Source organism: Paraburkholderia sprentiae WSM5005, assembly GCF_001865575.2.
Taxonomy (GTDB): domain Bacteria; phylum Pseudomonadota; class Gammaproteobacteria; order Burkholderiales; family Burkholderiaceae; genus Paraburkholderia; species Paraburkholderia sprentiae.
In genome coordinates, this window is sequence record NZ_CP017561.2 from 2,990,323 (window position 1) to 3,016,246 (window position 25,924).

23 protein-coding genes and 1 riboswitch are annotated in these 25,924 nt (G+C 65.6%); of the genes, 15 read left to right on the plus strand and 8 right to left on the minus strand.

The window, feature by feature from the left end:
- Nucleotides 1–131: 131 nt before the first annotated feature.
- Together trhA and BJG93_RS13565 are read left to right on the plus strand one after the other, a co-directional pair.
- Nucleotides 132–752: a PAQR family membrane homeostasis protein TrhA gene (gene trhA, locus BJG93_RS13560; protein ID WP_027198783.1), complete on the plus strand. Its 621-nt coding sequence runs from the start codon at nucleotides 132–134 to the stop codon at nucleotides 750–752.
- Between the two features lie 224 nt (nucleotides 753–976).
- Entirely contained in the window at nucleotides 977–2,563 is a 1,587-nt protein-coding gene (locus tag BJG93_RS13565) for a DEAD/DEAH box helicase (protein ID WP_027198784.1), read from the plus strand.
- A 60-nt stretch (nucleotides 2,564–2,623) separates the two neighbouring features.
- On the opposite strand, the gene BJG93_RS13570 is transcribed toward BJG93_RS13565, so the two are convergent.
- From BJG93_RS13570 to ggt, 4 genes are all read right to left on the minus strand, one after another.
- Nucleotides 2,624–3,157, minus strand: coding sequence for a hypothetical protein (locus BJG93_RS13570; RefSeq protein ID WP_027198785.1), 534 nt, complete (start codon nucleotides 3,155–3,157; stop codon nucleotides 2,624–2,626).
- A gap of 47 nt (nucleotides 3,158–3,204) precedes the next feature.
- Entirely contained in the window at nucleotides 3,205–4,032 is an 828-nt protein-coding gene (locus BJG93_RS13575; protein WP_027198786.1) for a ferritin-like domain-containing protein, read from the minus strand.
- Between the two features lie 325 nt (nucleotides 4,033–4,357).
- Nucleotides 4,358–5,728, minus strand: a complete 1,371-nt coding sequence (locus tag BJG93_RS13580) for an MFS transporter (protein ID WP_027198787.1) — start codon at nucleotides 5,726–5,728, stop codon at nucleotides 4,358–4,360.
- A gap of 139 nt (nucleotides 5,729–5,867) precedes the next feature.
- Nucleotides 5,868–7,505, minus strand: a complete 1,638-nt coding sequence (gene ggt / locus BJG93_RS13585; protein ID WP_027198788.1) for a gamma-glutamyltransferase — start codon at nucleotides 7,503–7,505, stop codon at nucleotides 5,868–5,870.
- A 275-nt stretch (nucleotides 7,506–7,780) separates the two neighbouring features.
- On the opposite strand from ggt, the gene BJG93_RS13590 reads away from it, so the two are divergent.
- From BJG93_RS13590 to BJG93_RS13600, 3 genes are all read left to right on the plus strand, one after another.
- The gene (locus tag BJG93_RS13590; RefSeq protein WP_027198789.1) at nucleotides 7,781–8,560 is read left to right on the plus strand and encodes a DeoR/GlpR family DNA-binding transcription regulator; all 780 of its coding nucleotides are present in this window, start codon (nucleotides 7,781–7,783) and stop codon (nucleotides 8,558–8,560) included.
- 307 nt (nucleotides 8,561–8,867) lie between these two features.
- Nucleotides 8,868–9,065 carry a hypothetical protein gene (locus BJG93_RS13595; RefSeq protein ID WP_027198790.1) on the plus strand — a complete coding sequence of 66 codons (198 nt, stop codon included), beginning with the start codon at nucleotides 8,868–8,870 and terminating at the stop codon, nucleotides 9,063–9,065.
- Between the two features lie 190 nt (nucleotides 9,066–9,255).
- Nucleotides 9,256–9,909, plus strand: coding sequence for a TetR/AcrR family transcriptional regulator (locus BJG93_RS13600; protein ID WP_027198791.1), 654 nt, complete (start codon nucleotides 9,256–9,258; stop codon nucleotides 9,907–9,909).
- Nucleotides 9,910–9,965: 56 nt separating this feature from the next.
- Here the strand turns inward: BJG93_RS13600 and BJG93_RS13605 are convergent, their stop codons facing one another.
- Nucleotides 9,966–10,340: a hypothetical protein gene (locus tag BJG93_RS13605; RefSeq protein ID WP_027198792.1), complete on the minus strand. Its 375-nt coding sequence runs from the start codon at nucleotides 10,338–10,340 to the stop codon at nucleotides 9,966–9,968.
- Nucleotides 10,341–10,521: 181 nt separating this feature from the next.
- On the opposite strand from BJG93_RS13605, the gene glpD reads away from it, so the two are divergent.
- The 3 genes from glpD to BJG93_RS13620 all read left to right on the plus strand — a co-directional run bounded on the left by glpD (nucleotide 10,522) and on the right by BJG93_RS13620 (nucleotide 14,531).
- On the plus strand, nucleotides 10,522–12,069 hold the full coding sequence (gene glpD / locus BJG93_RS13610; RefSeq protein ID WP_407675284.1) for a glycerol-3-phosphate dehydrogenase: 1,548 nt from the start codon (nucleotides 10,522–10,524) through the stop codon (nucleotides 12,067–12,069).
- Between the two features lie 231 nt (nucleotides 12,070–12,300).
- Nucleotides 12,301–13,800: a glycerol kinase GlpK gene (glpK, locus tag BJG93_RS13615; RefSeq protein ID WP_027198794.1), complete on the plus strand. Its 1,500-nt coding sequence runs from the start codon at nucleotides 12,301–12,303 to the stop codon at nucleotides 13,798–13,800.
- 44 nt (nucleotides 13,801–13,844) lie between these two features.
- Nucleotides 13,845–14,531, plus strand: coding sequence for an HAD family hydrolase (locus BJG93_RS13620; RefSeq protein ID WP_027198795.1), 687 nt, complete (start codon nucleotides 13,845–13,847; stop codon nucleotides 14,529–14,531).
- A 54-nt stretch (nucleotides 14,532–14,585) separates the two neighbouring features.
- On the opposite strand, the gene ribB is transcribed toward BJG93_RS13620, so the two are convergent.
- Together ribB and BJG93_RS13630 are read right to left on the minus strand one after the other, a co-directional pair.
- Complete coding sequence (gene ribB / locus BJG93_RS13625; RefSeq protein ID WP_027198796.1) at nucleotides 14,586–15,305, minus strand: 3,4-dihydroxy-2-butanone-4-phosphate synthase; 720 nt, start codon at nucleotides 15,303–15,305, stop codon at nucleotides 14,586–14,588.
- 146 nt (nucleotides 15,306–15,451) lie between these two features.
- A riboswitch (FMN riboswitch) is annotated at nucleotides 15,452–15,635 on the minus strand.
- A 138-nt stretch (nucleotides 15,636–15,773) separates the two neighbouring features.
- Entirely contained in the window at nucleotides 15,774–16,481 is a 708-nt protein-coding gene (locus BJG93_RS13630) for a helix-turn-helix domain-containing protein (RefSeq protein WP_027198797.1), read from the minus strand.
- A 348-nt stretch (nucleotides 16,482–16,829) separates the two neighbouring features.
- Here BJG93_RS13630 and miaB point away from each other — a divergent pair, with 348 nt between their 5' ends.
- The 6 genes from miaB (at nucleotide 16,830) to lnt (ending at nucleotide 23,589) form a co-directional block, all read left to right on the plus strand.
- The gene (gene miaB, locus BJG93_RS13635) at nucleotides 16,830–18,215 is read left to right on the plus strand and encodes a tRNA (N6-isopentenyl adenosine(37)-C2)-methylthiotransferase MiaB (protein ID WP_027198798.1); all 1,386 of its coding nucleotides are present in this window, start codon (nucleotides 16,830–16,832) and stop codon (nucleotides 18,213–18,215) included.
- Between the two features lie 43 nt (nucleotides 18,216–18,258).
- Entirely contained in the window at nucleotides 18,259–19,338 is a 1,080-nt protein-coding gene (locus BJG93_RS13640; RefSeq protein ID WP_027198799.1) for a PhoH family protein, read from the plus strand.
- An 82-nt stretch (nucleotides 19,339–19,420) separates the two neighbouring features.
- Nucleotides 19,421–19,882: an rRNA maturation RNase YbeY gene (gene ybeY / locus BJG93_RS13645; protein WP_027198800.1), complete on the plus strand. Its 462-nt coding sequence runs from the start codon at nucleotides 19,421–19,423 to the stop codon at nucleotides 19,880–19,882.
- 107 nt (nucleotides 19,883–19,989) lie between these two features.
- Nucleotides 19,990–20,592 (plus strand): gamma-glutamylcyclotransferase, encoded by a 603-nt coding sequence (locus tag BJG93_RS13650; protein WP_407675300.1) that lies wholly within the window; start codon nucleotides 19,990–19,992, stop codon nucleotides 20,590–20,592.
- Nucleotides 20,593–20,811: 219 nt separating this feature from the next.
- Nucleotides 20,812–21,717, plus strand: coding sequence for an HlyC/CorC family transporter (locus BJG93_RS13655; RefSeq protein ID WP_027198802.1), 906 nt, complete (start codon nucleotides 20,812–20,814; stop codon nucleotides 21,715–21,717).
- A 105-nt stretch (nucleotides 21,718–21,822) separates the two neighbouring features.
- Nucleotides 21,823–23,589 (plus strand): apolipoprotein N-acyltransferase, encoded by a 1,767-nt coding sequence (gene lnt, locus BJG93_RS13660; RefSeq protein ID WP_027198803.1) that lies wholly within the window; start codon nucleotides 21,823–21,825, stop codon nucleotides 23,587–23,589.
- An 89-nt stretch (nucleotides 23,590–23,678) separates the two neighbouring features.
- Here lnt and BJG93_RS13665 read toward each other — a convergent pair whose 3' ends face one another.
- Nucleotides 23,679–24,293 carry a glutathione S-transferase N-terminal domain-containing protein gene (locus tag BJG93_RS13665; protein ID WP_027198804.1) on the minus strand — a complete coding sequence of 205 codons (615 nt, stop codon included), beginning with the start codon at nucleotides 24,291–24,293 and terminating at the stop codon, nucleotides 23,679–23,681.
- Nucleotides 24,294–24,503: 210 nt separating this feature from the next.
- Here BJG93_RS13665 and BJG93_RS13670 point away from each other — a divergent pair, with 210 nt between their 5' ends.
- Nucleotides 24,504–25,922 carry an aminopeptidase P N-terminal domain-containing protein gene (locus BJG93_RS13670; protein ID WP_027198805.1) on the plus strand — a complete coding sequence of 473 codons (1,419 nt, stop codon included), beginning with the start codon at nucleotides 24,504–24,506 and terminating at the stop codon, nucleotides 25,920–25,922.
- The last annotated feature ends 2 nt before the right edge of the window (nucleotides 25,923–25,924 follow it).

Genomic DNA, 25,924 nt, shown 5'->3' on the forward strand with positions numbered 1-25,924 from the left:
GCAGCGTTTGACGCACCCGGGCGCGGCCTGCGAATTTCGCGGCCGCGCCCTTCGTTTTTTCAGGACCGGTATCATATGGGCCTGTTCGTATCGACGGTCGCCCTCGTGGGACCGTGCTGGAGGAAAGAGTCGTGCACGTCGGTGAGCGTTTGAACAGCATCACCCATCTCGTCGGCACCGTGCTTTCGGTGGTGGGGCTGGCGACGCTGGTCACGATGGGCGCGCTCGCCGGCGACGCGTACAAGGTCGTGAGCTTCAGCGTGTACGGTGCGATGCTGTTCGTGCTGTATGCGATCTCGACGCTGTATCACAGCGTGCGCCATCCACGTCTGAAGGCGATTCTGCAGAAATGCGATCATTCGGCGATCTACCTGCTGATCGCCGGCAGCTACACGCCGTTTACGCTCGTCACATTGCGTGGACCGTGGGGCTGGTCGCTATTCGGCGTAAGCTGGGGGCTCGCTGCCCTCGGCATCGTGCAGGAACTGACGCTCGGGCGACGCACCCGCAGCGTGTCGATGGTGCTGTATGTGTTGATGGGATGGCTCGCGCTCGTAGCCGTCCACCCGCTGGTGCAGGCGTTGCCGGCCGCGGGAACCGCATGGCTCGTGGCCGGCGGCGTCATCTATAGCGTCGGCATCTATTTCTTCATCAACGACGAGCGCATCCGCCACGGACATGGTATCTGGCACCTGTTCGTACTGGCGGGCAGTCTGTGTCAATTCGTCAGTGTCGCGCGCTATGTCGCGTGACATGCCACGGCGACGAAATGCAACTTAAGGCCAGTCGACGTGTCTGCATAGCGCGTTGAATCATCCGGCACCTCTGTGAGCGTGCCGCCGATTTCTCCGTGAACGGAACCGGGCTGCGGCCTCGCACACGCCATGCGGGCGTGTCGATGCCGTGCTGGTTTTTCCGCGTTGGGGCCGCTGTGTCCCGCGGGGCCGTTCGCGAAACTGCATTGCAAAGAGTTTTTATGTCTTTTGATTCCCTCGGCTTGTCCGAACCGTTGGTCCGCGCTGTCAATGAACTGGGCTACACCAGCCCGACTCCGATCCAGACTCAGGCGATCCCGGCCGTGCTCAACGGCGGCGATCTGCTCGCCGGCGCGCAAACCGGCACCGGCAAGACTGCCGGCTTCACGCTGCCGATCCTGCAGCGCCTCAATTCGACGCCGCCGGCCGCCGGCGGCAAGCGCGTGGTACGCGCGCTGATCCTCACGCCGACGCGTGAACTGGCCGCGCAGGTCGAAGAAAGCGTGCGCGCCTATGGCAAGTATCTGAAGCTGAAATCGACCGTGATGTTTGGCGGCGTCGGCATCAATCCGCAAATCGATGCGCTCAAGCGCGGCATGGATATCGTCGTCGCGACGCCGGGCCGCCTGCTCGATCACATGCAGCAGAAGACCATCGACCTGTCGCATCTCGAGATCCTCGTGCTCGACGAAGCGGACCGCATGCTCGACATGGGCTTCATCCATGACATCAAGCGTGTGCTCGCGAAGCTGCCGCCGAAGCGCCAGAACCTGCTGTTCTCGGCGACGTTCTCCGACGAAATCAAGGCCCTCGCCGACGGCCTGCTCGACTCGCCGGCGCTGATCGAAGTCGCGCGCCGCAATACGACGGCCGAAACGGTCGCGCAGAAGATTCACCCGGTCGATCGCGACCGCAAGCGCGAGATGCTCACGCATCTGATCCGTCAGCACAACTGGTTCCAGGTGCTCGTGTTCACGCGCACCAAGCACGGCGCGAACCGCCTCGCCGAGCAACTGACGAAGGACGGCATCACCGCGCTCGCGATTCACGGCAACAAGAGCCAGTCGGCACGCACGCGTGCGCTCGCCGAGTTCAAGGATGGCACGCTGCAGGTGCTGGTCGCGACGGACATCGCCGCACGCGGCATCGATATCGATCAGCTGCCGCACGTGGTCAACTTTGATTTGCCGAACGTGCCGGAAGACTACGTGCACCGCATCGGCCGCACCGGTCGCGCGGGTGCGACGGGCGAAGCGGTGTCGCTCGTGTGCGTCGATGAACTGCAGTTGCTGAAAGACATCGAGAAGCTGATCAAGCGTCCGATTCCGCAGGAAGTGATCGCCGGTTTCGAGCCGGACCCGACCGCCAAGCCCGAGCCGATCCTCCGACGCGGCCAGGGCGGTGGTGGCGGCGGCGGCCGCTCGCCGCGCCAGGGACAAGGTGCAGGGCGCCGCGAGGGCGCGAGTGCGGGCGGTGCCGGTGGTGGCGGATCGGCTAAGCCGGCCCAAGGCTCCGGTCAGCGTACCGCGCAAGGCACGGGTCAGCGTTCGTCGAACGCTCAGCCCGCGCCACGGCCGCAAGGCGCAAAGCCGGCCGGCAACGGTGGACAGACGCGCCGCGATACGCAGCGTCATGACGATCGTCCGCGTGCGGCAGGGCAAGACGGCGGTGCCGCGCAACATGCGCCGCGCAAGCCGCAGGGCAATGGTTCCCCTAACGCCAATCCGGGCGCATTGCTCGGCGGCACAAAGCGCAACGATGCGCCGCGTCGTGCGCAACCGTCGCGCAACGGCGAGCGCGGCCGCTAAGCGTCGTTTCGCCTGAAGGCCGCCGGCGCGTGTCAGCCGTCAGTGCTTGCTGCTCGAAGACTAACGGCTGCTTGCGGCGGCGGCCCGCTTCAAATACTCGACCTGCTGTTCCCATCGCTCGAGTACCGCATTCCCCTCTCCTTGCAAGGCGAACGTGATGCCGCCCGTCAGGTGCGCATAACGGACGCTTTGCGCCTCCGCCGTGTCGATCGAGCCGAGCAGGTAGACGAGGCCGCTATCGTCGTCGGCGACACCGGGCAGCGGCGTGACACGCAACTGCACCTGATAGAACGCCGCATCACAAACGAAGCTCAACGCCGCGCGTCCGCTTTGCTCGATCGCGCGCGTGGCTCGCGCCTGCGGCCATAGCGCGATGCACAGCGTGCGCGAGTCGGGTGCATAGAGTTCGCCGACGCTCAGCAGCGATGTGCGCACGTGGCCGTTCGCATCGACTGTCAGCAGCGACGCGGTGAAGCCCGCCTTGTCCGCGAGCAACGAACCGTCGAGCAATGCACGCACGTTGGCCGGCCATTCGTCGAACGTGACCTGTTCGAGCGCACGCGCGGACGTCGATGCGGAGGAGGGGTCGCTCATGCTATCGATCCAGCCGAAGTAGTCAGTCAGCCTCAACGAGCGATAGCTCAGCGAAAGAACACATGCTGAGTGATCTTCGCGAGCGGGTAATGCACGCCCGGCTGAATGCGCGCTGGCAGATCGAGCGGTTTGAGCAGCATCTTCACGCACATGTCGGCGGACAGATTGCGCCGCACCAGCTTATTGATACGCGCGGCGCGCTCGCGGTTATACGCGCAGTCGTGCACGCGCTCTGGATAGCGAATCGCGAACACGTGCCGCAACGCGATCTCCGAATCTTCGTTCTTGATTTCCATCACGCGACGCATCAACGCGCCGAGCACCGCGAGCCGGCCGTTGCCCTCGATCCGGTTGTACTTCTTGAAGTACTTGAAAAAGTGCTTGTAGTGACGGACTTCGTCGGTGCGGATGTTGTCGGTGATCTGCTTGAGCACCGCTTCATCTGAGCACTCGTTGATCGCGCGATACAACGTCGCCGTGCCCGTTTCCACTACGCAACGCGCGACCATCTCGAGCGCGCGGGTCTTTTCGAAATCCTCGACCGAGCAAGTCAGCGAATACTCGGCCATGAAATTGCGGAATGCGGTGTCCCAGTCGAACTCCGGCCACACATGCGCGATATAGGTCTTCAGCGCGCGGCCGTGCTGCATTTCCTCGGGCTCCCACTCGTTGTTGAGCCAGGCGGAGACCTCGGGGTCGTCGTTGAAAAACGTACTCAGATTGCTGGTGTAGAGATCGGTGCCGCTTTCGATGAACGAAGCCGCGCACAGCAACAGCAGCAGGTCTTCGTTGGCCGCCGCCTTCTGCCGGTCAATGCGCGTCAGATCGATGTCCTCGATCCGCCAGGGCATGACATGGTTCAGCTCTGTGTGCATCGTGTCTTGCTCCCATGCTGTACCGACCGGTGGACTTCTTCGCAACTGCTCCAGCGCTCGCCGCGATGTTTGTCCGTGTCGGATGCAACGCCGTGAATTAGAGTTTGGGCTCTTGTACTCGGCATGTTAGCTGGAGATATCCGACTATGCAGAGTACACAGCACAGACCATGCCGCATCAGTGCAGTTCCAATTCCAGATAGTCGATATCTTCCACCGTATTAAAACGATGTGCGCGAGACGAAAAAAGCCAGCCCAAAAGGCTGGCTTTCCGGACAGACACCGGGCCCGATGGGCCCGGCGGCCCCAGCGGGGTGCCCGCAAGCTCAGGCAGGCTGTACGCCGCCTGGGACGGGGCACGCGCGACGCCTGCGCAGCGCGACGATGACCAGCGATATGCCTGAAAGCACCGCCGCCAGCAGCACGTAATAGCTGGGCGCAAGTTTGTCGCCGGTCAAATGAATGAAGGTTTCGACGATGGTCGGCGCGAAGCCGCCGAAGAGCGTCACGCCGATGCTGTAACCGATTGAAAGGCCGGTCGAGCGCACCTGGGTCGGAAAGATCTCCGACATCAGCGCGGGCATCGGCCCCGAATAAGACGCCTTGAACATCCCGGCGACGCCTTGCAGCACCAGCAGCCAGCCAATCGTCGGATGGCTCTGCAGCCACGCGAACATCGGATAGATCAACAGCCCCATCAGGATCGAGGTGGTCAGCATGATGCGAATGCGGCCGATGCGATCGGACAGCGCGCCCATGATCGGCGAGAAGATGAACTGCATGCCGCCGTTCAGCACGACTACGCCGAATGACGCGGCGGCCGCCATATGCAGTTGCTTGACCGCGTAGAGCGGCATGTAGAGCTGCAGCACGTACACGCCGACCGTCGACTGCGCGACGATGCCGATCGCAAGCAGCAGGTTGACCCACTGACTCGAGAACGACGCATCTTTCGTTTCGTCCGGCATCTTGCGCTCGCTGGCCGCCTCGCTGGCCGCGCGCGTTTCACGCAAGGCGAGGAATTCGGGCGTTTCGTCGAGATGCGAGCGGATGTAGTAGCCGACCGGCCCGACCAGCAAACCGAACACGAACGGCACGCGCCAGCCCCAGCTGTTGAGATGCTCGGCCGGCAGCCACGCGGTCAGCAGTGAGCCGAACGCCGCCGCGGTGATCGCCGCGAGACCCTGGCTCGCGAACTGCCAGCTCGCGTAGTAGCCGCGCCGCGTCGCGCTGTGCTCGACCATGAACGCGGTGGCGCTGCCGAACTCGCCGCCGACCGCGAAGCCCTGCACGAGCCGCGCGAGCAGCACCAGCAGCGGCGCCGCGAGACCGATCGACGAAAACGGCGGCATCACCGCCATCGTGAAGGTACCGACCATCATCAGCGCGATCGCGAGCGTGAGCGCCGCCTTACGGCCCTTGCGGTCGCCATAGACGCCGAGCACGATCGCGCCGAGCGGGCGCATCAGGAACGAGATGCCGAAGGTGGCGATCGCGAGCAGCGTCGAGAGCCACTCGTCCTGCATCGGAAAGAACTGTTTCGCGATGATCGTCGCGAAGTAGCCGTAGACCAGAAAGTCGAACCACTCGAGCGCATTACCGATCGACGATGAGAAAACGATCCGCCGCACCATCGCTTTCGACAGCGGTGCGGCGTGAGGGGAAGCGGTCGTCGAATGCGACGCGGGGGTGTTCATCATGGTCTCCTGCGGGTCTGCTGGGTGATGACTGTCGTAGGTGCGGCACCGCCCGCGTCGGCGAGGCGGCGAGGCGGCCGCGCAAGTGTGCGCGGCATGCGCAACGCCGCGCGTTCATTACCTGTTGCCTCGTTCCGGTCTAGAAGCCGGCGGCGAGCCCGTCGCGGCGGCTGTCGCTCGCCGCCACATAGCCGCGCTCCGGCTCGTTGCGATCGAGCTTCCAGATGAACTGGCCGGAGCCGAAGTCCATATACGGATCATCGACCGACTTGATCGTGTGGCCGAGCTTGTGCAGGCCCTCGGTGGTCTTCGGATCGAGCGTCGACTCGATGTCGACCGTGAAGTCGCGGTTGACCTTCCAGCGCGGCGCGTCGCACGCGGCCTGCGGCTGCTGGCCGTAGTCGAGCATGCGCACCACCGTTTGCAGGTGGCCTTGCGGCTGCATGTCGCCGCCCATCACACCGAAGCTCATCACCGCTTCCTGCTGGCCGTTCACCTGTTGCGTGAGGAACGCCGGGATGATCGTATGGAACGGCCGCTTGCCGCCCTCGACGACGTTGGGCGACTTCGGATCCATCGAAAAGCCGCAGCCGCGGTTCTGCAGCGCGATGCCGCTGTCCGGCACCACGACCCCCGAGCCGAAGCCCATGTAGTTCGACTGGATGAAGCTGACCATCATGCCGCTCTCGTCCGCGGCCGACAGGTAGATCGTGCCGCCCGCCTTCGGCATGCCGAAGTCGAAGTGCGTCGCACGCTTCGGATCGATCAACTTCGCGCGCGAGCTCAGGTACGCGTCGTCGAGCATCTGCTCGGGCGTGACGTCCATCGAACGCGGATCGGCGACGTAGCGATACAGATCGGCAAACGCGAGCTTCATCGCTTCGATCTGAAGATGCTGCGACTCGACGCTGTCGACCTTCAGCGACTTCACGTCGAACTTCTCGAGAATGCCGAGCGCAACCAGCGCCGCGATGCCCTGGCCGTTCGGCGGAATCTCATGCACGGTGTAGCCGCGATAGTCCTTGCCGATCGGCTCGACCCAGTCCGCGCGGTAGTTGCGCAGGTCGTCGGCGGTGAGCGCGGCGCCGCCTTCGCGCGCGAACGCGGCGATACGCTCGGCGATCTCGCCCTCGTAGTACGCGCGCGGACCTTGCTCGGCGATCAGGCGCAGCGTCTTCGCGTGACCGGGAAAGCGCACCGGTTCGCTGACCTCGGGCGCGCGGCCGCGCGGCATGAAGGTCTGCGCGAAGCCCGGCTGATCCTTCAGCTCCGGCACGGCGTTCGCCCACTTGTAGGCGACGATGCTGGCCACCGCGTGACCGCGCTCGGCGATCTCGATGGCCGGCTCCATCAGATCGGCGAACGGCAGCTTGCCGAACTTCTGGTGCAGCGCTTCCCAACCGGCGATCACGCCCGGCACCGTGACGGCGTCCCAGCCGCGCTTCGGCTGCTTCGCGAGGCCGTTTTCCTCGCCATATTTGCGCTTGAAGTAATCGACGTTCCACGCAGCCGGCGACACGCCCGACGCGTTCAGACCGTGCAGCTTCTTGCCGTCCCACACGAGCGCGAACGCATCGCCGCCGAGGCCGCACGAGACCGGCTCGACCACCGTGATCGCGGCGGCGGCCGCGATGGCCGCATCGACGGCATTGCCGCCCTTCCACAGCATGCGCAGGCCGGCCTGCGCGGCGAGCGGGTGCGAGGTCGAGACGAGATTGCGTGCGAATACGGGCAGACGTTGCGTCGGATAGGGGTTTTGCCAGTTGAAGCCAGTCATGTCGAACACTCTCGAAAGCGCGGCCCGGCACGACAAAGTCGCCGGACATCATGGGAAAGGTTGTTAAGCAGGTAAAACACGAAGCCCCGAATTGCAGCGCGAACCGGCCCAAAAAACAAATTCATTTATCAAATGAATAAATGCGCGACGTGCCTGAATGGATCTAAAAGCAGGTTCGAGACCTTCGCGCCGCGTTTGGCCGGATTGCGCCAGTTGGCGGACAAGAGGCACGTTGGTCTTACAATAGCCGCAACCACAGCCACGACACGAGACACATGACACGAGACCCCCGCCTGACTCTCAACGCCCGGCAACAGGAATTGCTGGAGTGGGTGCAACGCGACGGCTTCGTGACCGTGGACGACCTCGCGAGCCACTTCGACGTCACACCTCAGACGATCCGCCGCGACGTCAACTGGCTCGCCGATATGAACCTGCTGCGCCGCTATCACGGCGGCGCCAGTCTGCCGACCAGCTCCGAGAACGTCTCCTACACCGCGCGCCAGCGCATGTTCCACGACGAGAAACGCCGCATTGCCGCGCTGGTGGCCACTCACATTCCCGATCAGGCGTCGCTGTTCATCAATCTCGGCACGACCACCGAGGAAGTGGCGCGCGCGCTGAACCGCCACCGCGGACTGCGTGTGATCACGAACAATCTGAACGTGGCGAGCATGATGAGCGGCTACCCGGATTGCGAAGTGCTGGTGACGGGCGGCATCGTGCGGCCGTGGGACAAAGGCATCGTCGGTGAACTGGCGATCGATTTCATCCGCCAGTTCAAGGTCGACTTCGCGATCATCGGCACGTCGAGCATCGAAACGGACGGCACGCTGCGCGATTTCGACACGCGCGAAGTGCGCGTCGCCGAGGCGATCATCGAGCACGCGCGCACCGTGTTCCTGGCCGCCGATCACTCCAAGTTTGGCCGCCCGGCGTTAGTTCGCCAGGGACATCTGGAGCAGATCGACGCGCTGTTCACCGACGCCGCACCGCCCGCCGACTTCGCCGAGGCGCTGAGCACCGCCGATTGTCAAATGTATATTGCCGGATAATTCCAGGCGTTCTCCGCCATGCTGCGGTGCACGCCAAACTTCGCGTTAAATCAAGAAATTGGCTGGCAGGCAGGACCGCCGGTCGCCCATCAAATTGTCAAATGGAAAATTTGCGGGCGGCAGGTTGGCGTTTCGTCGGTGCTCGCCTACACTCCAGTTCCCCAGCGTACGTTGCGAGTTTCGCACGGCGTCGGTCGTGTGAATCTGTCGTATAAGCCGTACCTCCCGCCCTGATCCTTTAGCGGACCCTGCTCCGACCTCCGGTCGACTGCAAGGCTATCCGCAATTCGCTGACATGGAGAGAACGATGCTGAGTCCGCATGAATTCGCCACGTTGTTGCTCGTCAAAGACGCCCCCAATCAAGTCGAAATGAACCGAGAAGAACTCGATGCGTTGCTCGAACGCCAACTGGTGCAACTCGAGCGCCTCGCATCGGGCAACGAAGAATGGCGCGTGACCGAAACCGGCGACACCGCATTGCGGGCCATCAAACGTTCTTCCTGAATTCGCCGCAGTCAGTTCGAGAGTCGTTGGCGGCGTGTTAGCGCCGCCCTTGCGGTATGCGCCGCGCTCGCGCTCTACTTCCAGGTTCGCGTCACCTACTTCTCACGACCGCGAGCCGCTTTCGCAGCGCGTTGTTGTGCGTAGCTCATTTACGCAGTAAATTTCCGCGACGGACTTCCCGCCCTCGCGCATGCCCAAAACCCTCTCCGCCGACGATATCCAGCAGTTTCGCGAAGCCATGCGGCGCGTCGCTGAAAACGCGTTTGCGACCCGCGGCGCGCAGGGCGTGACGATGCGCGAGCTGGCCAAGGAACTCGGCTGCAGCGCGATGACACCGTATCGATATTTCCGCGACAAGGAAGACATTCTGGCGATGGTCCGAGCCGCCGCGTTCAGCCGCTTCGCAGCGCGCCTCGAAGCGGCCGCGCAACGCATGCCCGCGAACGCCCTCGCGATCGACCGCAGCGCCGTCAGCGAGGCCTACGTCGCCTTCGCGCTCGACGAACCGCACGCCTACCGCTTGATGTTCGACCAGACGCCGCAACAGCAAGACGTCTACCCTGAACTGGCCGCGGCTTCGCAGCGCGCGCGGCATCTTATGGAAGCGCACTTCGAGCAGCTCGTCGAGGCGGGCGTTCTAGAAGGTGATCCGCGCCTGATCGGCTACGCGTACTGGACCAGCCTGCACGGTTTCACGATGCTCGCGCTCGCGAACCAGCTGCCGCCGTCGGCGGCGCAACCGGCCGATCCCGCCGGCCGCGATGCACAGCAGCCATCGCGCGAAGCGGTGTTTGCGCAACTCTTGCGCATGCTGTGGCGCGGCGCGCTGGCGCAGCCAAAGTGAAGCTGGACACCGGGCAGGCGGCGAGGAATCGCGCTCGTCGGTCAGCCCAATGCCGCCTACCCGTTACGCAAGGTCGGATCGACGCCCGCCCGCCAGCTGATCGCCCTTGCTCGCTGTTCGTTGAAAAACTCCACCCACTGATTGCGCACCTTCGGATCGCTGCTCGTCGCCTCGCTCGCATGGCGCTGCGCAATCGATGCCTGGAAAGCGCAGAAGTCCTCGTTCGACAAGCGGCCGCGCCGGTTCGCCACGTAGGCGTCGAAGAACGTCTCATAGACGATCTGCGCATCGCTGCCGTAATCGACGGTCTGCGGCGAACACATCTTCTGCAACGACTCGAACGACGCCGCGCCCCTCGTTCCCTCCAGGCTCGGCGTACTCACGCATCCCGCCAGAACCGCCACCGCGCCGATCATCAAAAGTCCACGCATTCATCACCTCGAAATAGCTGCTGCCAAGAGTATCGTCCGCGGTCGTGCGTTACGCCACTCCGCTCGCCATTCGGCCCAGTCCGCCCGGAGAAAGCGAACTTTACTTTTTCGTTTGTGTTCGTTAAAGTTCGAAATCGAACATCACTCATTCAATTCGCTTTCCAACCCATTTCCAGAATCGATGCAGAGGACTCAGCAGGTGACGTCACGCACGAAATACGATTTGCTCGTCGTCGGTGGCGGGATCAACGGCGCCGGCATCGCCCGCGACGCGGCCGGCCGCGGCCTGTCGGTGCTGTTGTGCGAGCAGGACGACCTGGCCGCGCATACGTCGTCGGCGAGCACGAAGCTGATCCACGGCGGCCTGCGCTACCTCGAGTACCGCGAGTTCGGGCTCGTGCGCAAAGCGCTGCAGGAGCGCGAAACGCTGCTGCGCGCAGCGCCGCACATCATGTGGCCGCTGCGCTTCGTGATGCCGCATATGCCGGATCTGCGCCCCGCGTGGCTGATCCGGGCGGGTCTGTTTCTCTACGACCATCTGGCCAGGCGCGAGCTGCTGCCGGCTTCGCGCGGCATCGTCATGAGCCGGCATCCGGCCGGCGCGCCGCTCGTCGATTCGATCAAGCGCGGCTTCGTTTATTCGGACGGCTGGGTCAACGACGCGCGCCTTGTCGTGCTGAACGCGCTCGACGCGCACGAGCGGGGCGCCACGATCCTCACGCGCACGAAGCTGGTCAACGCCGAGCGCGACGGCGGCGAGTGGCTCGCGCAACTGCACCGCGCGGACGGCACGACGCTCGAGGTGCGCGCCTCGGCAATCGCGAACGCGGCGGGCCCATGGGTCGGCGAGCTGCTGAAAGGTGCGCTCGGCCGACCGGCGTCGCATAGCGTGCGGCTCGTCAAGGGTAGTCACATCGTCACGCGGCGCCTGTTCGAGCACGATCACGCGTACATCTTCCAGAACCCGGACAAGCGGATCATCTTCGCGATTCCGTACGAGCACGACTACACGCTGATCGGCACGACCGACCTCGAATATCGCGGCGACCCGTCGCGGGTCGCGATCGACGCCAACGAAACGCAATACCTGTGCGATTCGATCAACCGCTACTTCAAGCAGAAGATTTCGCCTGCCGACGTGCGCTGGAGCTATTCGGGCGTGCGCCCGCTGCTGGAGGACGAGAACGCGGACAATCCGTCGGCGCTCACGCGCGACTACTCGCTCGAACTCGACGCGCCCGCGGACCAGGCGCCGCTGCTGTCGGTGTTCGGCGGCAAGATCACGACTTTTCGCAAGCTCGCCGAGCAGGCCGTCGATACCCTCACCGAGGCGCTCGGCCACGGTGCGTCCGCGTGGACCGTCGACGCGCCGCTGCCGGGCGGCGACATCGCGCAGGCGAACTTCAATCGCTTCCTCGGCGAGTTCTCGCGCGAGCACGCGTGGCTGCCGGCATCGCTCGCGCATCGGCTCGCGCGCGCGTATGGCACGCGCGCGAATCGCGTGATCGGCCTCGCGCGCTCGCGCGCCGAGCTCGGCCGGGAGTTCGCGCCGGGGCTGCACGAAGCCGAGCTGATCTATCTGCGCGACACTGAATGGGCGCGCAGTGCGCAAGACGTGCTGTGGCGGCGCTCGAAGCTCGGCCTGCATGCGGAGCCGGGCACGCTCGAGCAAGTCACGCGCGACATCGACGCGTGGTTCGCGCGCGAACCGGTGCGGCAGAGCGCGTAGGCCGCGCGGCGCCGCAAGCTCGCGGCCCCCGGCGAAAGCGCGAGCGCAAACCGAACGCGCCCGCGGCAACGGTGCGCACCGCCCACGACCTGAAGCAGCCTGCCCACCCCGCAGCTCCGCTGGACGACGCCGGCACGCGCCCTCACACTATGGCGGCCCCCTCACAACAACACGCCGCTCCCGTCGCCGGCCAGCAATCCGGCGATCGATAACACGCATGGAGAAGAGACAATGCAGGATCAGTACGTCCTCGCGCTTGACCAAGGCACCACCAGCTCGCGCGCGATGCTGTTCGACCGGCGCGGCAACGTCGTGTCGACCGCGCAAAAGGAATTCCAGCAGATTTACCCGCACCCGGGCTGGGTCGAGCACGACCCGCAGGAAATCTGGTCGACGCAGGCCGGCGTCGCCGCCGAGGCGGTCACGCGAGCCGGCATGAACGGCACGTCGATCGCGGCGATCGGCATCACGAACCAGCGCGAAACCACGATCGTGTGGGATCGTGACACCGGCCACCCAATCTACAACGCGATCGTCTGGCAGGACCGCCGTACCGCCGACTTCTGCGACGAGCTGAAGGCGCAAGGTCTCGAAGCGAGCGTGCGCGCGAAGACCGGTCTGCCGATCGACTCGTACTTCTCGGCGACCAAAATCCGCTGGATTCTGGACAACGTCGAAGGCGCGCGCGAAAAAGCGCGTCAGGGCCGGCTCGCGTTCGGCACCGTCGACAGCTGGCTCATGTGGAACTTCACGAAGGGCGCGCTGCACGTGACCGACGTGACCAACGCGTCGCGCACGATGCTCTTCAACATCCACACGCTGAAGTGGGACGACGAACTGCTCGCCGCGCTCGACATTCCGCGCAGCATGCTGCCGGAAGTGCAGCCCTCGTCGCAGGTGTATGGACCGACGGTGACCACCGTATTCGCGTCGAAGATTCCGCTCGCGGGCATCGCCGGCGACCAGCACGCCGCGCTGTTCGGGCAGATGTGTACCGAGTCCGGCATGGTGAAGAACACCTACGGCACCGGCTGCTTCCTCGTGATGAACACCGGCGACAAACCGATCGAATCGAAAAACAATCTCGTCACGACGATCGCCTGGCAGATCGGCGAGCGTATCGACTATGCGCTCGAAGGCAGTATCTTCATCGGCGGCGCGGTCGTACAGTGGCTGCGCGACGGCCTCGGCATCATCAAGAACGCGGCGGAAATCGAAACGCTCGCGCGCGGTGTGCCGCATTGCGACGGCGTATATCTCGTGCCCGCGTTTGCCGGCCTCGGCGCGCCGCACTGGAACGCGCATGCGCGCGGCACGCTGTTCGGCGTCACGCGCGGCACGACGTCCGCGCATATCGCGCGCGCGGCGCTCGATTCGATCGCGTATCAATCGCTCGATGTGCTGAAGGCGATGGAAGCCGACTCGGGCATTCGCATCGGCGAGCTGCGCGTGGATGGCGGCGCTTGCGCGAACAATCTGCTGATGCAGTTCCAGGCCGACATCCTCGGCGTCGACACGGTGCGCCCGCGGGTGTCGGAGACGACCGCACTGGGCGCCGCCTATCTGGCCGGTCTCGCGGTGGGTTACTGGAAGGACATCGACGAGTTGAAAAGTCAGTGGAAGCTCGAGCATCGCTTTACGCCGGCGCTCCCGCATGCCGAGCTCAGGACCTGTCTCGAAGGCTGGCAACGCGCGATCCGCGCGGCGAAGGCCTGGGCCGATACGCCGTAAGGCAACCCCCACCCCGCGCGCTTTGCGCTTACCGTTTTTCAGGCATGATCGACCACCTCATCTGTGACTGCGACGGGGTACTCGTCGACAGTGAAGTCATCGCCGATCGCGTGATGTTCGATACGCTGACGGCCACCTACCCCGGCCTCGATTTCGCGCCCGTCATCAAAACCGCGTTCGGCCAGCAAACCTCGCGCTTTCTCGCCGGCCTCGAGATGCAGTTCGACATCGCGCTGCCCGCGAACTTCCTCGATACGATCGAGCACAACGTCGAGCTCGCACTCGCCGCGTCGCTCGGTCCGATCCACGGCGTGCGCGACGCGCTGCAACGCGTGACGCTGCCGGCCGCGGTCGTATCGAACAGCCGCATGACGCGCGTCGCGGCGTCGGTGCGGCGCGCGGGCTTGCAGCGGATTTTCGGTGAGCGCGTGTTCAGCGCCGAACAGGTCGCGCGGCCGAAGCCGTATCCCGATGTCTATCTGTTTGCGGCCACCACGCTCGGCGTCGAGCCGGCGCGCTGCCTCGTCGTCGAAGACAGCGTCGCGGGTCTGAACGCGGCGCGCGCGGCCGGCATGAAGACGATCGCGTTCGTCGGCGCGAGCCATATTCCGGACGGCTATGCGGACGCGCTGCGCGCGATGGGCATCACGCGAATCATCAAGCACATGCAGGAGTTGCCGGCGCTCATCGAGGCGGGCGTGCGCGGCGAGTTCGGCGACGTGCAGTCGTAGCGGTTTCCGGCTTTTTGCGTGATCGCTTCGCGTGCCGCGCCAGCTGGACGGCCGTCAAGCCTCCAGCATCGCGCCCTCGCGCGCCTGCGCGAGCGCTGCGCGAAACTCCACCAGCTCGGCGATCGTCAGCATCGGCAGGTCGTGTTGCGCGGCGAAGCGCTCGACGTCGGCGCCGCGCGTCATCGTGCCGTCGGCGTTCATGAGTTCGCACAGCACGCCGGCCGGTTTCAGGCCCGCGAGGATGGCGAGATCGACGGTCCCTTCGGTATGGCCGCGCCGCGCCAGCACGCCGCCGGGCATCGCGCGCAGCGGGAAGACGTGACCGGGCCGCACGATGTCGGCGGGTTTGGCGGCATCGGCGATCGCCGCGCGGATCGTCGTCACGCGATCCTGCGCGGATACGCCGGTGCTCACGCCTTCGCGGGCTTCGATCGACACCGTGAACGCGGTGCCGTGACGGCTTTCGTTGTTGATGGCCATCGGCGGCAGTTCTAGCGCGCGGATCTTGTCGTCGGGCAGACACAGACACACGATGCCGCTGCATTCGCGGATCAGCAGCGCCATCGTTTCGACCGACAGGCGCTCGGCCGCGACGATCAGATCGGCTTCGTTCTCGCGGTCGTGGTCGTCCTGCAGCACCACGGCGCGACCCTCGCGCAGCGCCTGCAAGGCAACGGCGATGCGCGGCGGAACGGCTTCGGTGGCAAGCAGAGGGAGATCGGCGAAAGCATCGGCTGCAATCGTCGACGGAGCGGGAAAAGTAGCAAAGGACATGGTTGAAACGCTCATCGCGAAAGTTGGGCGAGAAACGTTTCAGGGCATTGCAAACAGACACAGACGCGCCGCCGGGCGCCGCACGAAGCGGGCGCTCATCCGCCGCCTCGGTGACGGGCGGCGTCGGGGAACGCACATGACTATCTGCACATCTTCTTCCATCCGGACTATGACCGTCGGCTCTGGCTTCTGACCAGATCTGCTGACCCCGCGGCTGTCTTCGAGATTCCGGAGACCACTCGATGCGGGCGCTCGCGGGCTTGCCGGCTCACGCTGTCGCGCTGCCGGCCTACCGCCGGTGGGGAATTTCACCCCGCCCTGAAGACGCACTGATTGCCGGTTCGACCGGCCGGCGAAGCATACAACAGTCGCGCGGGAGCTGCAGCGCGACAAACAATGACCCTACTGGCGGCGTTAGACCTGCATCGACGCGCTGAGCTACGCCTGATCCTCGAGCGCCGTCGATCCTCAACCCGGCACGCCTTCGCGTGCGGCTTCGTCGCGCGCGACGCCTGCGGCGGGCGCTTGCCAGCGCGGCGGCGTTTCCGCCCGCAGTGTCACGCGAAACGCGCGCGCCTCGGTATCGCCGGGATTGCGCAGGCTGTGCGGCTGATCGGCATCGAATACGATCGCGTCGCCGGTCGCGAGCAGCTGGCGCTGGTCGTGCACGCTGACTTCGAGCGTGCCGTCGCTGACCACCAGATTCACCGTCGTGCCAGGCGTGCGGCGAATGCCCGCCTCGGTATGGAGCGGCGCGATGCGCAGTTCGTGAAACTCGGCGGCGATCGACTCGTCGTCGGGATACAGCGGCCGCACCGAGTAGCGCCCGTTCGCGCTGACCACACGCGCCGAGCGCTCGGCCGGCAGATGCTCGAAACCGTTGGTCGCGTGACGCCGCAGGAACGCCGCCACCGACACCTTCAGCGCCGCCGCCACCTTGCACAGCACCTTGATCGACGGCACGCTGCGCGCCGACTCGATCTGCGCGAGCATCGCGCGCGACACGCCGGATGCGCGCGCCAGCGCATCGAGCGAAAGCTGCCGCTCGGCGCGCAGCCGCGCCAGATTCACGCCGACCAGCTGTTCGAGCGCATCGAAGGGTTCGGCCGAGCGCGGCGCCGCATCGGTATCGGCATCGGCCGAAGGATCGCGGACCAGCGCGAGCGGGGAATGCATATTGGCCTCCAGAGCGCCGCCCGGCGGCGCAAGAGCAGTGAGTGGAAGCAAGATAGCATCGGCTTTGGCCGCACCCAACGAAGTTATCTTCACACTGTTATCAGCATTGCGGAGGCAAGCAACCGACAACCCACGCGCGGCGGCGAGGTGCAGCCGGAAAGCCTGCTGGGACTGGCGCCGGGCCGACGGATCGGTCCCGGAACCCCCGCTCCCTGAAGGGCTATAATGTTCCGTTACACCGCAACGACACGCGCAGACTGGCCACCGGGCAGCGCGCTGCTCCGCGCCGCGGCCTCCCTCACCTTTTTACGACGCCCCCAGGTTAACCACTGCGACCGGCGAAATTCGATGACCAAGAAAGTTTATGTAAAAACCTTTGGCTGCCAGATGAACGAGTACGACTCCGACAAGATGGTCGACGTGCTCGGTGCCGCTGAAGGACTCGTCAAGACCGACACGCCGGAAGACGCCGACGTGATCCTGTTCAATACCTGCTCGGTGCGCGAAAAAGCGCAGGAAAAAGTCTTCTCCGACCTCGGCCGCGTGCGCGAGCTGAAGGACGCGAATCCGAATCTGATCATTGGCGTCGGCGGCTGCGTTGCCAGCCAGGAAGGCGCATCGATCGTCGCGCGCGCGCCGTACGTCGATATCGTGTTCGGTCCGCAAACACTGCACCGCCTGCCGCAGATGATCGGCGCGCGCCGCGCGAGCGGCCGCGCGCAGGTCGATATTTCGTTCCCCGAAATCGAGAAGTTCGATCACCTGCCGCCAGCGCGCGTCGAAGGTCCGAGCGCATTCGTGTCGATCATGGAAGGCTGCAGCAAGTACTGCAGCTATTGCGTCGTGCCATACACGCGCGGTGAGGAAGTGTCGCGTCCGCTCGACGACGTACTGACCGAAATCGCCGGTCTCGCCGAGCAGGGCGTGCGCGAAGTCACGCTGCTCGGCCAGAACGTAAACGCCTATCGTGGAAAATTCGGCGGCGCGCCGACAGCCGGCTCGGCCGAGATCGCCGACTTCGCGACGCTGATCGAATACGTCGCCGAGATCCCCGGCATCGAACGGATCCGCTATACGACGTCGCATCCGAAGGAATTCACGCAGCGCCTGATCGACACCTACGCGAAGGTGCCCAAGCTCGTCAGCCACCTGCATCTGCCAGTGCAACACGGCTCCGACCGCATCCTGATGGCGATGAAGCGCGGCTACACCGTGCTCGAATACAAGTCCGTGATCCGCAAGCTGCGCGCGATCCGCCCGGACCTGTCGCTGTCGACGGACATGATCGTCGGCTTCCCCGGCGAGACCGACGAAGACTTCGCGAAGATGATGGCGCTCGTGGACGAGATGCAGTACGACACGAGCTTCTCGTTCATCTACAGCCCGCGTCCCGGCACGCCGGCCGCGAACCTGCACGACGACACGCCCCGCGAGGTGAAGCTCAAGCGCCTGCAACACCTGCAGGCCACGATCGAACAGAACGTGCAGCGCATCAGCGACGCGATGGTCGGCAAGGTCGAGCGCATTCTGGTCGAGCGCCCGGCACGCAAGGACCCGAACGAGCTCGCGGGCCGCACCGAGAACAACCGCGTGGTCAATTTCCCGGCGCCGGTCGCGTCGCACGCACGGCTGATCGGCCGGATGGTCGACGTGAAGATCGTGCACGCGTACCCGCACTCGCTGCGCGGCGAGCTCGTGATGGTTCACGACGACAGCGCCGCCACGACGCACTGAACGACCTTCCGAGTACCGCAACCGACAGGATCGACTCACTGCCTTGAAGACCACTCAGCAGCATCTGGAATTCGCCGCACCGCGCGAAGACAACGCGCGGCTCGCCAACCTCTGCGGACCGCTCGACGAAAATCTGCGGCAGATCGAGCAGGCGCTCGACGTGACCCTGCAGCGTCGCGGCCATCGCATCACGATCCGTGGGCGCGGCGCGAACCTCGCGCTCACCGCACTTGAAAACTTCTACAACAACGCGCGCGAGCCTTTGTCGGTCGACGACATCCAGCTCGCGCTCGTCGAAGTCCGCCATCCGGCGCTCCATCGCCCGAACGGCAACGGCAATGGCGACGACGCCGTCCATCCGCGTTTCGCCGGCAACCCCGATCATCCGTTCGACCAGCCCGCCGATACCGTCGCGAACGAAGACGACTTCGAGGAATACGGCCCGAAGCTGTACACGCGGCGCGCCGATCTGCGCGGCCGCACGCCGGCGCAGCGCGACTACCTGAAGCAAATCGTGTCGCACGACGTCACGTTCGGGGTCGGCCCGGCCGGTACCGGCAAGACCTACCTCGCGGTGGCCTGCGCGGTCGACGCGCTCGAGCGCGACCAGGTGAAGCGCATCGTGCTGACGCGCCCCGCCGTCGAAGCGGGCGAGAGGCTCGGCTTTTTGCCGGGCGATCTCGCGCAGAAGGTCGATCCGTATCTCCGCCCGCTCTACGACGCACTGTACGACCTGCTCGGTTTCGACAAGACCGCGAAGATGTTCGAGCGGCAGATGATCGAAATCGCGCCGCTCGCCTACATGCGCGGCCGCACGCTGAATCACGCGTTCATCATCCTCGACGAGGCGCAGAACACCACGCCCGAGCAGATGAAGATGTTTCTCACCCGGATCGGCTTCGGCTCGAAGGCGGTCGTCACGGGCGACACGACCCAGGTCGACCTGCCGCGCGGCCAGAAGAGCGGACTGATCGAAGCGCAGCAGGTGCTCACGAACGTGCGCGGCATCGCACTCACGCGCTTCACGAGCGCGGACGTGGTTCGCCATCCGCTGGTCGCGCGAATTGTGGAGGCGTACGATGCGCATGCGCAGAAGACGTCGACTCCGGGCGATCCGCGCTAAGGCGATGTCCCTCGCAGCGCGACGCGCAACCCGCCACGCCGCAAAAAACGCTTGAGCCACGAACGCCACGCACAAAAACCGCATGAGCCGTACCCCGAAACTGACGTTGACCTTGCAATTCCCCGCCGCCAAAGCCTGGCCGGAACACAAGACGCTGCTGCCGCGCGCGACGGTGGCCGGCTGGATCAAGGCGGCTTTGTTCGCGGACGGCGAACTGACCGTGCGTTTCGTCGACGCCGAAGAGGGCCGCACGCTGAACCGCACCTATCGCGGCAAGGATTACGCGACCAACGTGCTGACTTTCGCCTATGCCGAATCGGAAGATGACCCGGTCACGGGCGATCTGATCCTGTGTTGCCCAGTGGTCGAGAAGGAAGCCGCCGAGCAGGGCAAGCCGCTGGCCGCGCATTACGCGCATCTGCTCGTGCACGGCACGCTGCATGCACAGGGCTACGACCACGAAGTCGAAGAAGAAGCCGACGAAATGGAAGCGCTCGAAACCGAAATCCTCGGCAAGCTCGGCTTTCCAGCCCCTTATCAATAAGCGTCCTGCGTCGCGGCCCCGCCCTTCTTCCACGCCAGCCCGAATTCACCGTGAGCACCCCGTCCCCCGAAGCCGATGCCCCCGTGCGCTGCCCGGACTACCCGCCGATGCTCGGCGAATCGCGGCTTCTGACGGATGAAGAACTGCGCGCGTCGCTTGAATCCACACTGTGCGGCTGGGACCGCCAGAGCGATCTGTGGCTGTTCGGCTATGGCTCGCTGATCTGGAATCCGGGACTGCCCACCGTCGAGGCGATGCGCTCGAAGGTGCACGGCTATCACCGCGGCCTTTATCTGTGGTCGCGCGTGAATCGCGGCACGCCCGAGCAGCCCGGCCTCGTGCTCGCGCTCGATCGCGGCGGCTCGTGCACCGGCATGGCGTTCCGGCTCGCGGCCGTTGGCTCGATGCCGCATCTCGAAGCACTGTGGCGCCGTGAAATGCCGATGGGGTCGTACCGTCCCGCGTGGCTGCCGTGCGTGCTCGCGGACGGCCGGCGCGTCGACGCGCTAGCGTTCGTGATGCGTCGCGACGTGCCGAGCTATACCGGCAAGTTGCGCGACGACATCATCCAGACCGTGCTGGGCTGCGCGAGCGGCCGCTACGGCACGACATTCGACTACGTGAGCCGTACCGTGCATGCGCTGCGCGAAAGCGGCATGCCGGACCGCGCGCTCGAAGCGCTGCTCGCGCGCTGCAAGCCGGCCGGGTGAGCGCCGCGGCTCGGCAAAAACCCCAGCCGCGACTTTTTTGCCCGCGAGCGCTTTTGCGCGCGTAATCGGTTAGGATGATTCCACGCTCCGCCGTCGCGGCGCGGCCGCTTCACCCTGGCTTCGCTCATCGCCCGGCCCGGCGGGACACGGTTCCGCCATCTGCCTGGTGTATCCTTAACGATCTGCAACAGCGCGCCCAGTCTCGCCGGGCGCACTACCATGAACGACACGTATCCCAGTCGACGCCATACCGGACGCCAACTCGACAAACCTCACGAAAAGCGCTCGCTGCTCGAGCGCCTGACCGACTTCATCTCGCCCGAGCCCGACTCGCGCGGCGAACTTCTGGAAATTCTGCAGGACGCGCATGAGCGCAACCTGATCGACGCCGACTCGCTGTCGATGATCGAAGGCGTGTTCCAGGTATCGGAACTGAGCGCACGCGACATCATGGTGCCGCGCGCGCAAATGGACGCGATCAACATCGCGGACAATCCCGCTGAATTCATCCCCTACGTGCTGGAGAAGGCGCATTCGCGCTATCCCGTCTACGAGGGCAATCGCGACAACATCATCGGCGTGCTGCTCGCGAAAGACCTGCTGCGCTACTACGCCGAAGAAGAATTCGACGTGCGCGGCATGCTGCGCCCGGCCGTGTTCATCCCCGAGTCGAAGCGGCTGAACGTGCTGCTGCACGACTTCCGCGTGAACCGCAACCACCTCGCGGTGGTCGTCGACGAATACGGCGGCGTCGCGGGCCTGATCACGATCGAAGACGTGCTCGAGCAGATCGTCGGGGACATCGAGGACGAGTACGATTTCGACGAGGAAAGCGGCAACATCATCGCGTCGCCGGACGGACGCTTCCGCGTGCGCGCGCTGACCGAGATCGAGCAGTTCAACGACACCTTCGGCACGCATTACTCGGACGACGAAGTCGACACGATCGGCGGGCTGGTCACGCATCATTTCGGCAGGGTGCCGCATCGCGGCGAGCAGGTCCGCCTCGACGATCTGATCTTCGAGATCCTGCGCGGCGACGCCCGCCAGGTCCACATGCTGCTGGTGCGCCGCGACCCGCTCGCGGGTCAGCGCGAGCGGGAGACGCAGCACGTCCAGACCTGAGCCGGGTGCTCGGGCCGATGCACGGCCTGCGCGCCCGCGCACTTTCTACGTGCGCCTTTTGCCTACCGATTTGCCCTTTCAACTTCCGACGCCGACCGCGCAACGATGGCCGACCCGATCATTTCCCGTTCGCACCGCGGCGTGAGCGCCCCCGCTGCCGCCCCCACCGACAACGGCACGCGCAGCCGCGCGCTGCCGCGCTGGCACTACCTCGTCGCACTGGCCGCGGGCGCGGCCAATACGCTGTCGTTCGCGCCGACGCCGCACGGCGGCTGGCTGCAGCTCGCGATCTTCGTGTTCTTCTTCGCGTGGCTCACGCGCAGTACCGGCTGGAAAAGCGCCGCGCTGACGGGCGGCGCGTTCGGCTTCGGCAACTTCCTGAGCGGCGTCTGGTGGCTGTATGTGAGCATGCACTACTACGGCGGCATGCCGGCGCCGCTCGCCGGCACGGCGCTGGTGCTGTTCTCGCTCTACCTCGCCGTTTATCCGGCACTCGCCGCGGGGGTATGGTCGTTCTGCGCGGGCCACGCACAGAACGGCGCGGTCGACGCGCGCGCGCCGCTCCCACCCTTCGCGCCGACCTGGCACGGCGCGCTGGCCTTTGCGAGCGCGTGGGCGATCGGCGAATGGCTGCGCGGCACGGTATTCACCGGCTTTCCGTGGCTCGCCACCGGTTATGCGCAGGTCGACGGCCCGCTCGCGGGGTTTGCGCCGGTGGTCGGCGTGTACGGCGTCGGCTGGATGGTCGCGCTGACGGCCGCGTTGATCGTGCAGGCGTTGCTGGCGCTGCTGCCGTCGTGGCGCTCCCGGCGTGCAAGTGAATCGCGCGATCCGAACGCCAGCGCCGACCATGACGCCGGCGGCCGCGCCGCGCGAGGCCGCGGCCCGCGCGTCGCCGCCATCGTCGTGCCTGCCGGCGTCGCGCTCACGCTGCTGGTGATCGGCCTGCTGCTGCCGCTCGTGCAGTGGACCACGCCCGCCAACGCACCGCTGTCGGTGCGTCTGCTGCAAGGCAACGTGAAGCAGGAGATGAAGTTCGAGGAAGCCGGCTTGCGTGCGGCGATCGACGAGTATCAGCAGATGATCACGTCGAAGCCGGCCGATCTGATCGTCACACCGGAAACCGCGATTCCGGTGCTCGCGCAGCAGCTGCCGCCGAACTTCGCGGCGGCGATCCGCCAGTTCACGGATTCGACCGGCAGCGCGCTGCTGTTCGGCGCGATCGGCGGCACGATCACGCCGGACGGAAGGGTGGTCGACTACACCAACAGCCTGTTCGGCGTCACGCCCGGCTCGCACGAGATCTACCGCTACGACAAGCATCACCTGGTGCCGTTCGGCGAATTCGTGCCGTGGGGCTTCCGCTGGTTCGTGAACCTGATGAACATTCCGCTCGGCGACTTCTTCCGCGGGCCGCCGGTGCAAAAGCCGTTCATGGTTCACAACCAGCCGGTCGCGGTGAACATCTGCTACGAGGACATCTTCGGCGAGGAGATCGCGCGCACGCTGCGCGAGAATGCGACGCCCGCCGGCGTGCTGATCAACTCGACCAATCTCGCGTGGTTCGGCGACACGGTCGCGCTCGACCAGCATCTGCAGATCGCGCGCATGCGCTCGCTCGAAACCGGCCGGCCGATGCTGCGCGCGACCAACACCGGCATGACCGCCGCGATCGACGCGAACGGCCGCGTGATCGGGCGCCTGACGCCGTACACGGTTGGCTCGTTGGACGTCACCGTGCAAGGCACCTCGGGCAACACGCCCTACGTGACGAGCGGCAACAACACGGTGCTCGCGGTATCGGCGCTGCTGCTCGCGTTCGGTTTCGCGTTCGGACCGGCAATCGCGCGGCGACGCAACGGCAAGCGGTAACGCCGGCGCCAACGTCAAGGCAACGACACCTCGCAAAAAAAATGCGCCTGACATGCAGGCGCATTTTTTTCATGTTCACTCGAGCTTCGTCAGTCTTTCGGCACCGTATCGATGAACGACTGCCGCAGCGACAGTTTCTGGAAGTGCTTGTCCAGGTTCGCATGCGATTCGCGCCAGTTCAGTTGCGGCATGCGGAAGTCCAGATAACCGAGCGCGCAGCCCACCGTGATGTCGGCCAGCGTGTAGTGATTGCTCGCGCACCACGGCTTGCTGCCGAGCCCCTGCGACATCGCGATCAGCGCTTCGTCGATCTTGCGCTGCTGCCGCGCGACCCACGCGTCCACGCGCTGCTCGGGTGCGCGCTGCGTGCCTTCGAGGCGGATCAGCACGGCTGCGTCGAGCAGGCCGTCGGCGAGCGCTTCCCAGCAACGCACCTCGATGCGCTCGCGCCCCGAGGGCGGGATCAGCTTGCCGACCGGCGACAGCGTATCGACGTATTCGCAGATCACCCGCGAATCGAACACGGCCTCGCCGTCTTCCATCACGAGGCACGGCACCTTGCCGAGCGGATTGAAGGTGTGAATCCGGGTATCCGGCGCCCAGACGTTCTCGGGCACCAGTTCGTAGTCGATCTTCTTGTCGGCGAGCACGATACGCGCTTTACGCACGAACGGGCTGCCGAACGAACCGATGAGTTTCATCATGACCTTCTGCCTTTTCCTGAATCCGGCGAAAGTATAAGTGGTGTAAGGCGTTCAGGAACGTACCGTCGACATCTTCGCGCGCTGTCCGCCGACCCGCTGTGGACGGATTGCAACATGACGGCGGCCGCCGCGCCGTCGGGCCGCGCGCCAGGCGAATCAATGTAGCGCGCGGAGAATGGGCCCGTGGAACCGCGGCGCTACAATCACACGATGAACCAGCCGACCGAACCCACCATCGCCATCGACGTCTACCGCACGCGCCGCGAGCGCGTTCTCGCCGCGCTGCGCGCGACGGGTGGCGGCGTCGCCATCGTGCCGACGGCGCCGCAAGCGCTGCGCAATCGCGACGCCGACTATCCGTACCGCCACGACAGCTACTTCTATTATCTGACCGGCTTCACCGAGCCCGAGGCGCTGCTGGTGCTCGACGCCAGCGCAGCGCCCGGCGCACCGTCGTCGATCCTGTTCTGCCGCGAGAGAAACCTCGAGCGCGAGACGTGGGAAGGCTTGCGCTTCGGCCCCGACGGCGCGCGCGAGGCGTGCGGGCTCGACGCCGCGTTCCCGATCGGCGAACTCGACACCCAGTTGCCGCGCATCATCGCCGACAAGCCGGCGCTGCACTACGCGCTCGGCACGTCGGCACGTTTCGACGAACAGGTGCGCGGCTGGCTCGACGCGGTGCGCGCGCAAAGCCGGGCGGGCACCGTCGCGCCCGCGGCCGCGCGCGACCTGCTGCCGTTGCTCGACGAGATGCGGCTCGTCAAGGACGACCACGAACTCGCGATCATGCGCCGCGCGGGGCAGATTTCAGCGGCCGCGCATCGTCGCGCGATGGCGGCCTGCCGGCCCGGCATCCGCGAATACGAGCTCGAGGCCGAACTGCTCTACACGTTCCGCCAGTTCGGCGCGCAGGCGCCGGCCTATACGTCGATCGTCGCGGCGGGCGCCAACGCGTGCGTGCTGCACTACCCGGCCGGCAACGCGATCGCGCGGGACGGCGAGCTGATCCTGATCGACGCGGCCTGCGAACTCGACGGCTACGCGTCCGACATCACGCGCACGTTTCCGGCAAGCGGCCGTTTCACGCCCGCGCAGCGCGAACTCTACGACATCGTGCTGGCCGCGCAGCAGGCTGCCGTCGACGCGACCCGCGCCGGCGCGAGCTTCGACGATCCGCACCAGGCCGCGCTGCGGGTACTGTCGCAGGGGCTGCTCGACACTGGCATCGTGCCGCGCGCGAAGTTCGCCTCGGTCGACGATGTGATCGCCGAGCGCGCCTACGCGCCGTACTACATGCACCGCACCGGCCACTGGCTCGGCATGGACGTGCACGATTGCGGCGACTACCGCGAGCGCGGCGCGCCGCGCGACGAGGCGGGCGCGCTGCCGTGGCGCACGCTGCGCGCGTCGATGACGCTGACGATCGAGCCGGGCCTGTACGTCCGCCCGGCCGAGGGTGTACCCGAGCGTTACTGGAACATCGGCATCCGCATCGAGGACGACGCGATCGTCACACCGACCGGCTGCGAGCTGATCACGCGCGACGTACCGGTCGCCGCCGACGAGATCGAGGCGCTGATGCAGGAAGCGCACACGACCCATCAAGCGTCTCATCAAGCGAGGATCTGATC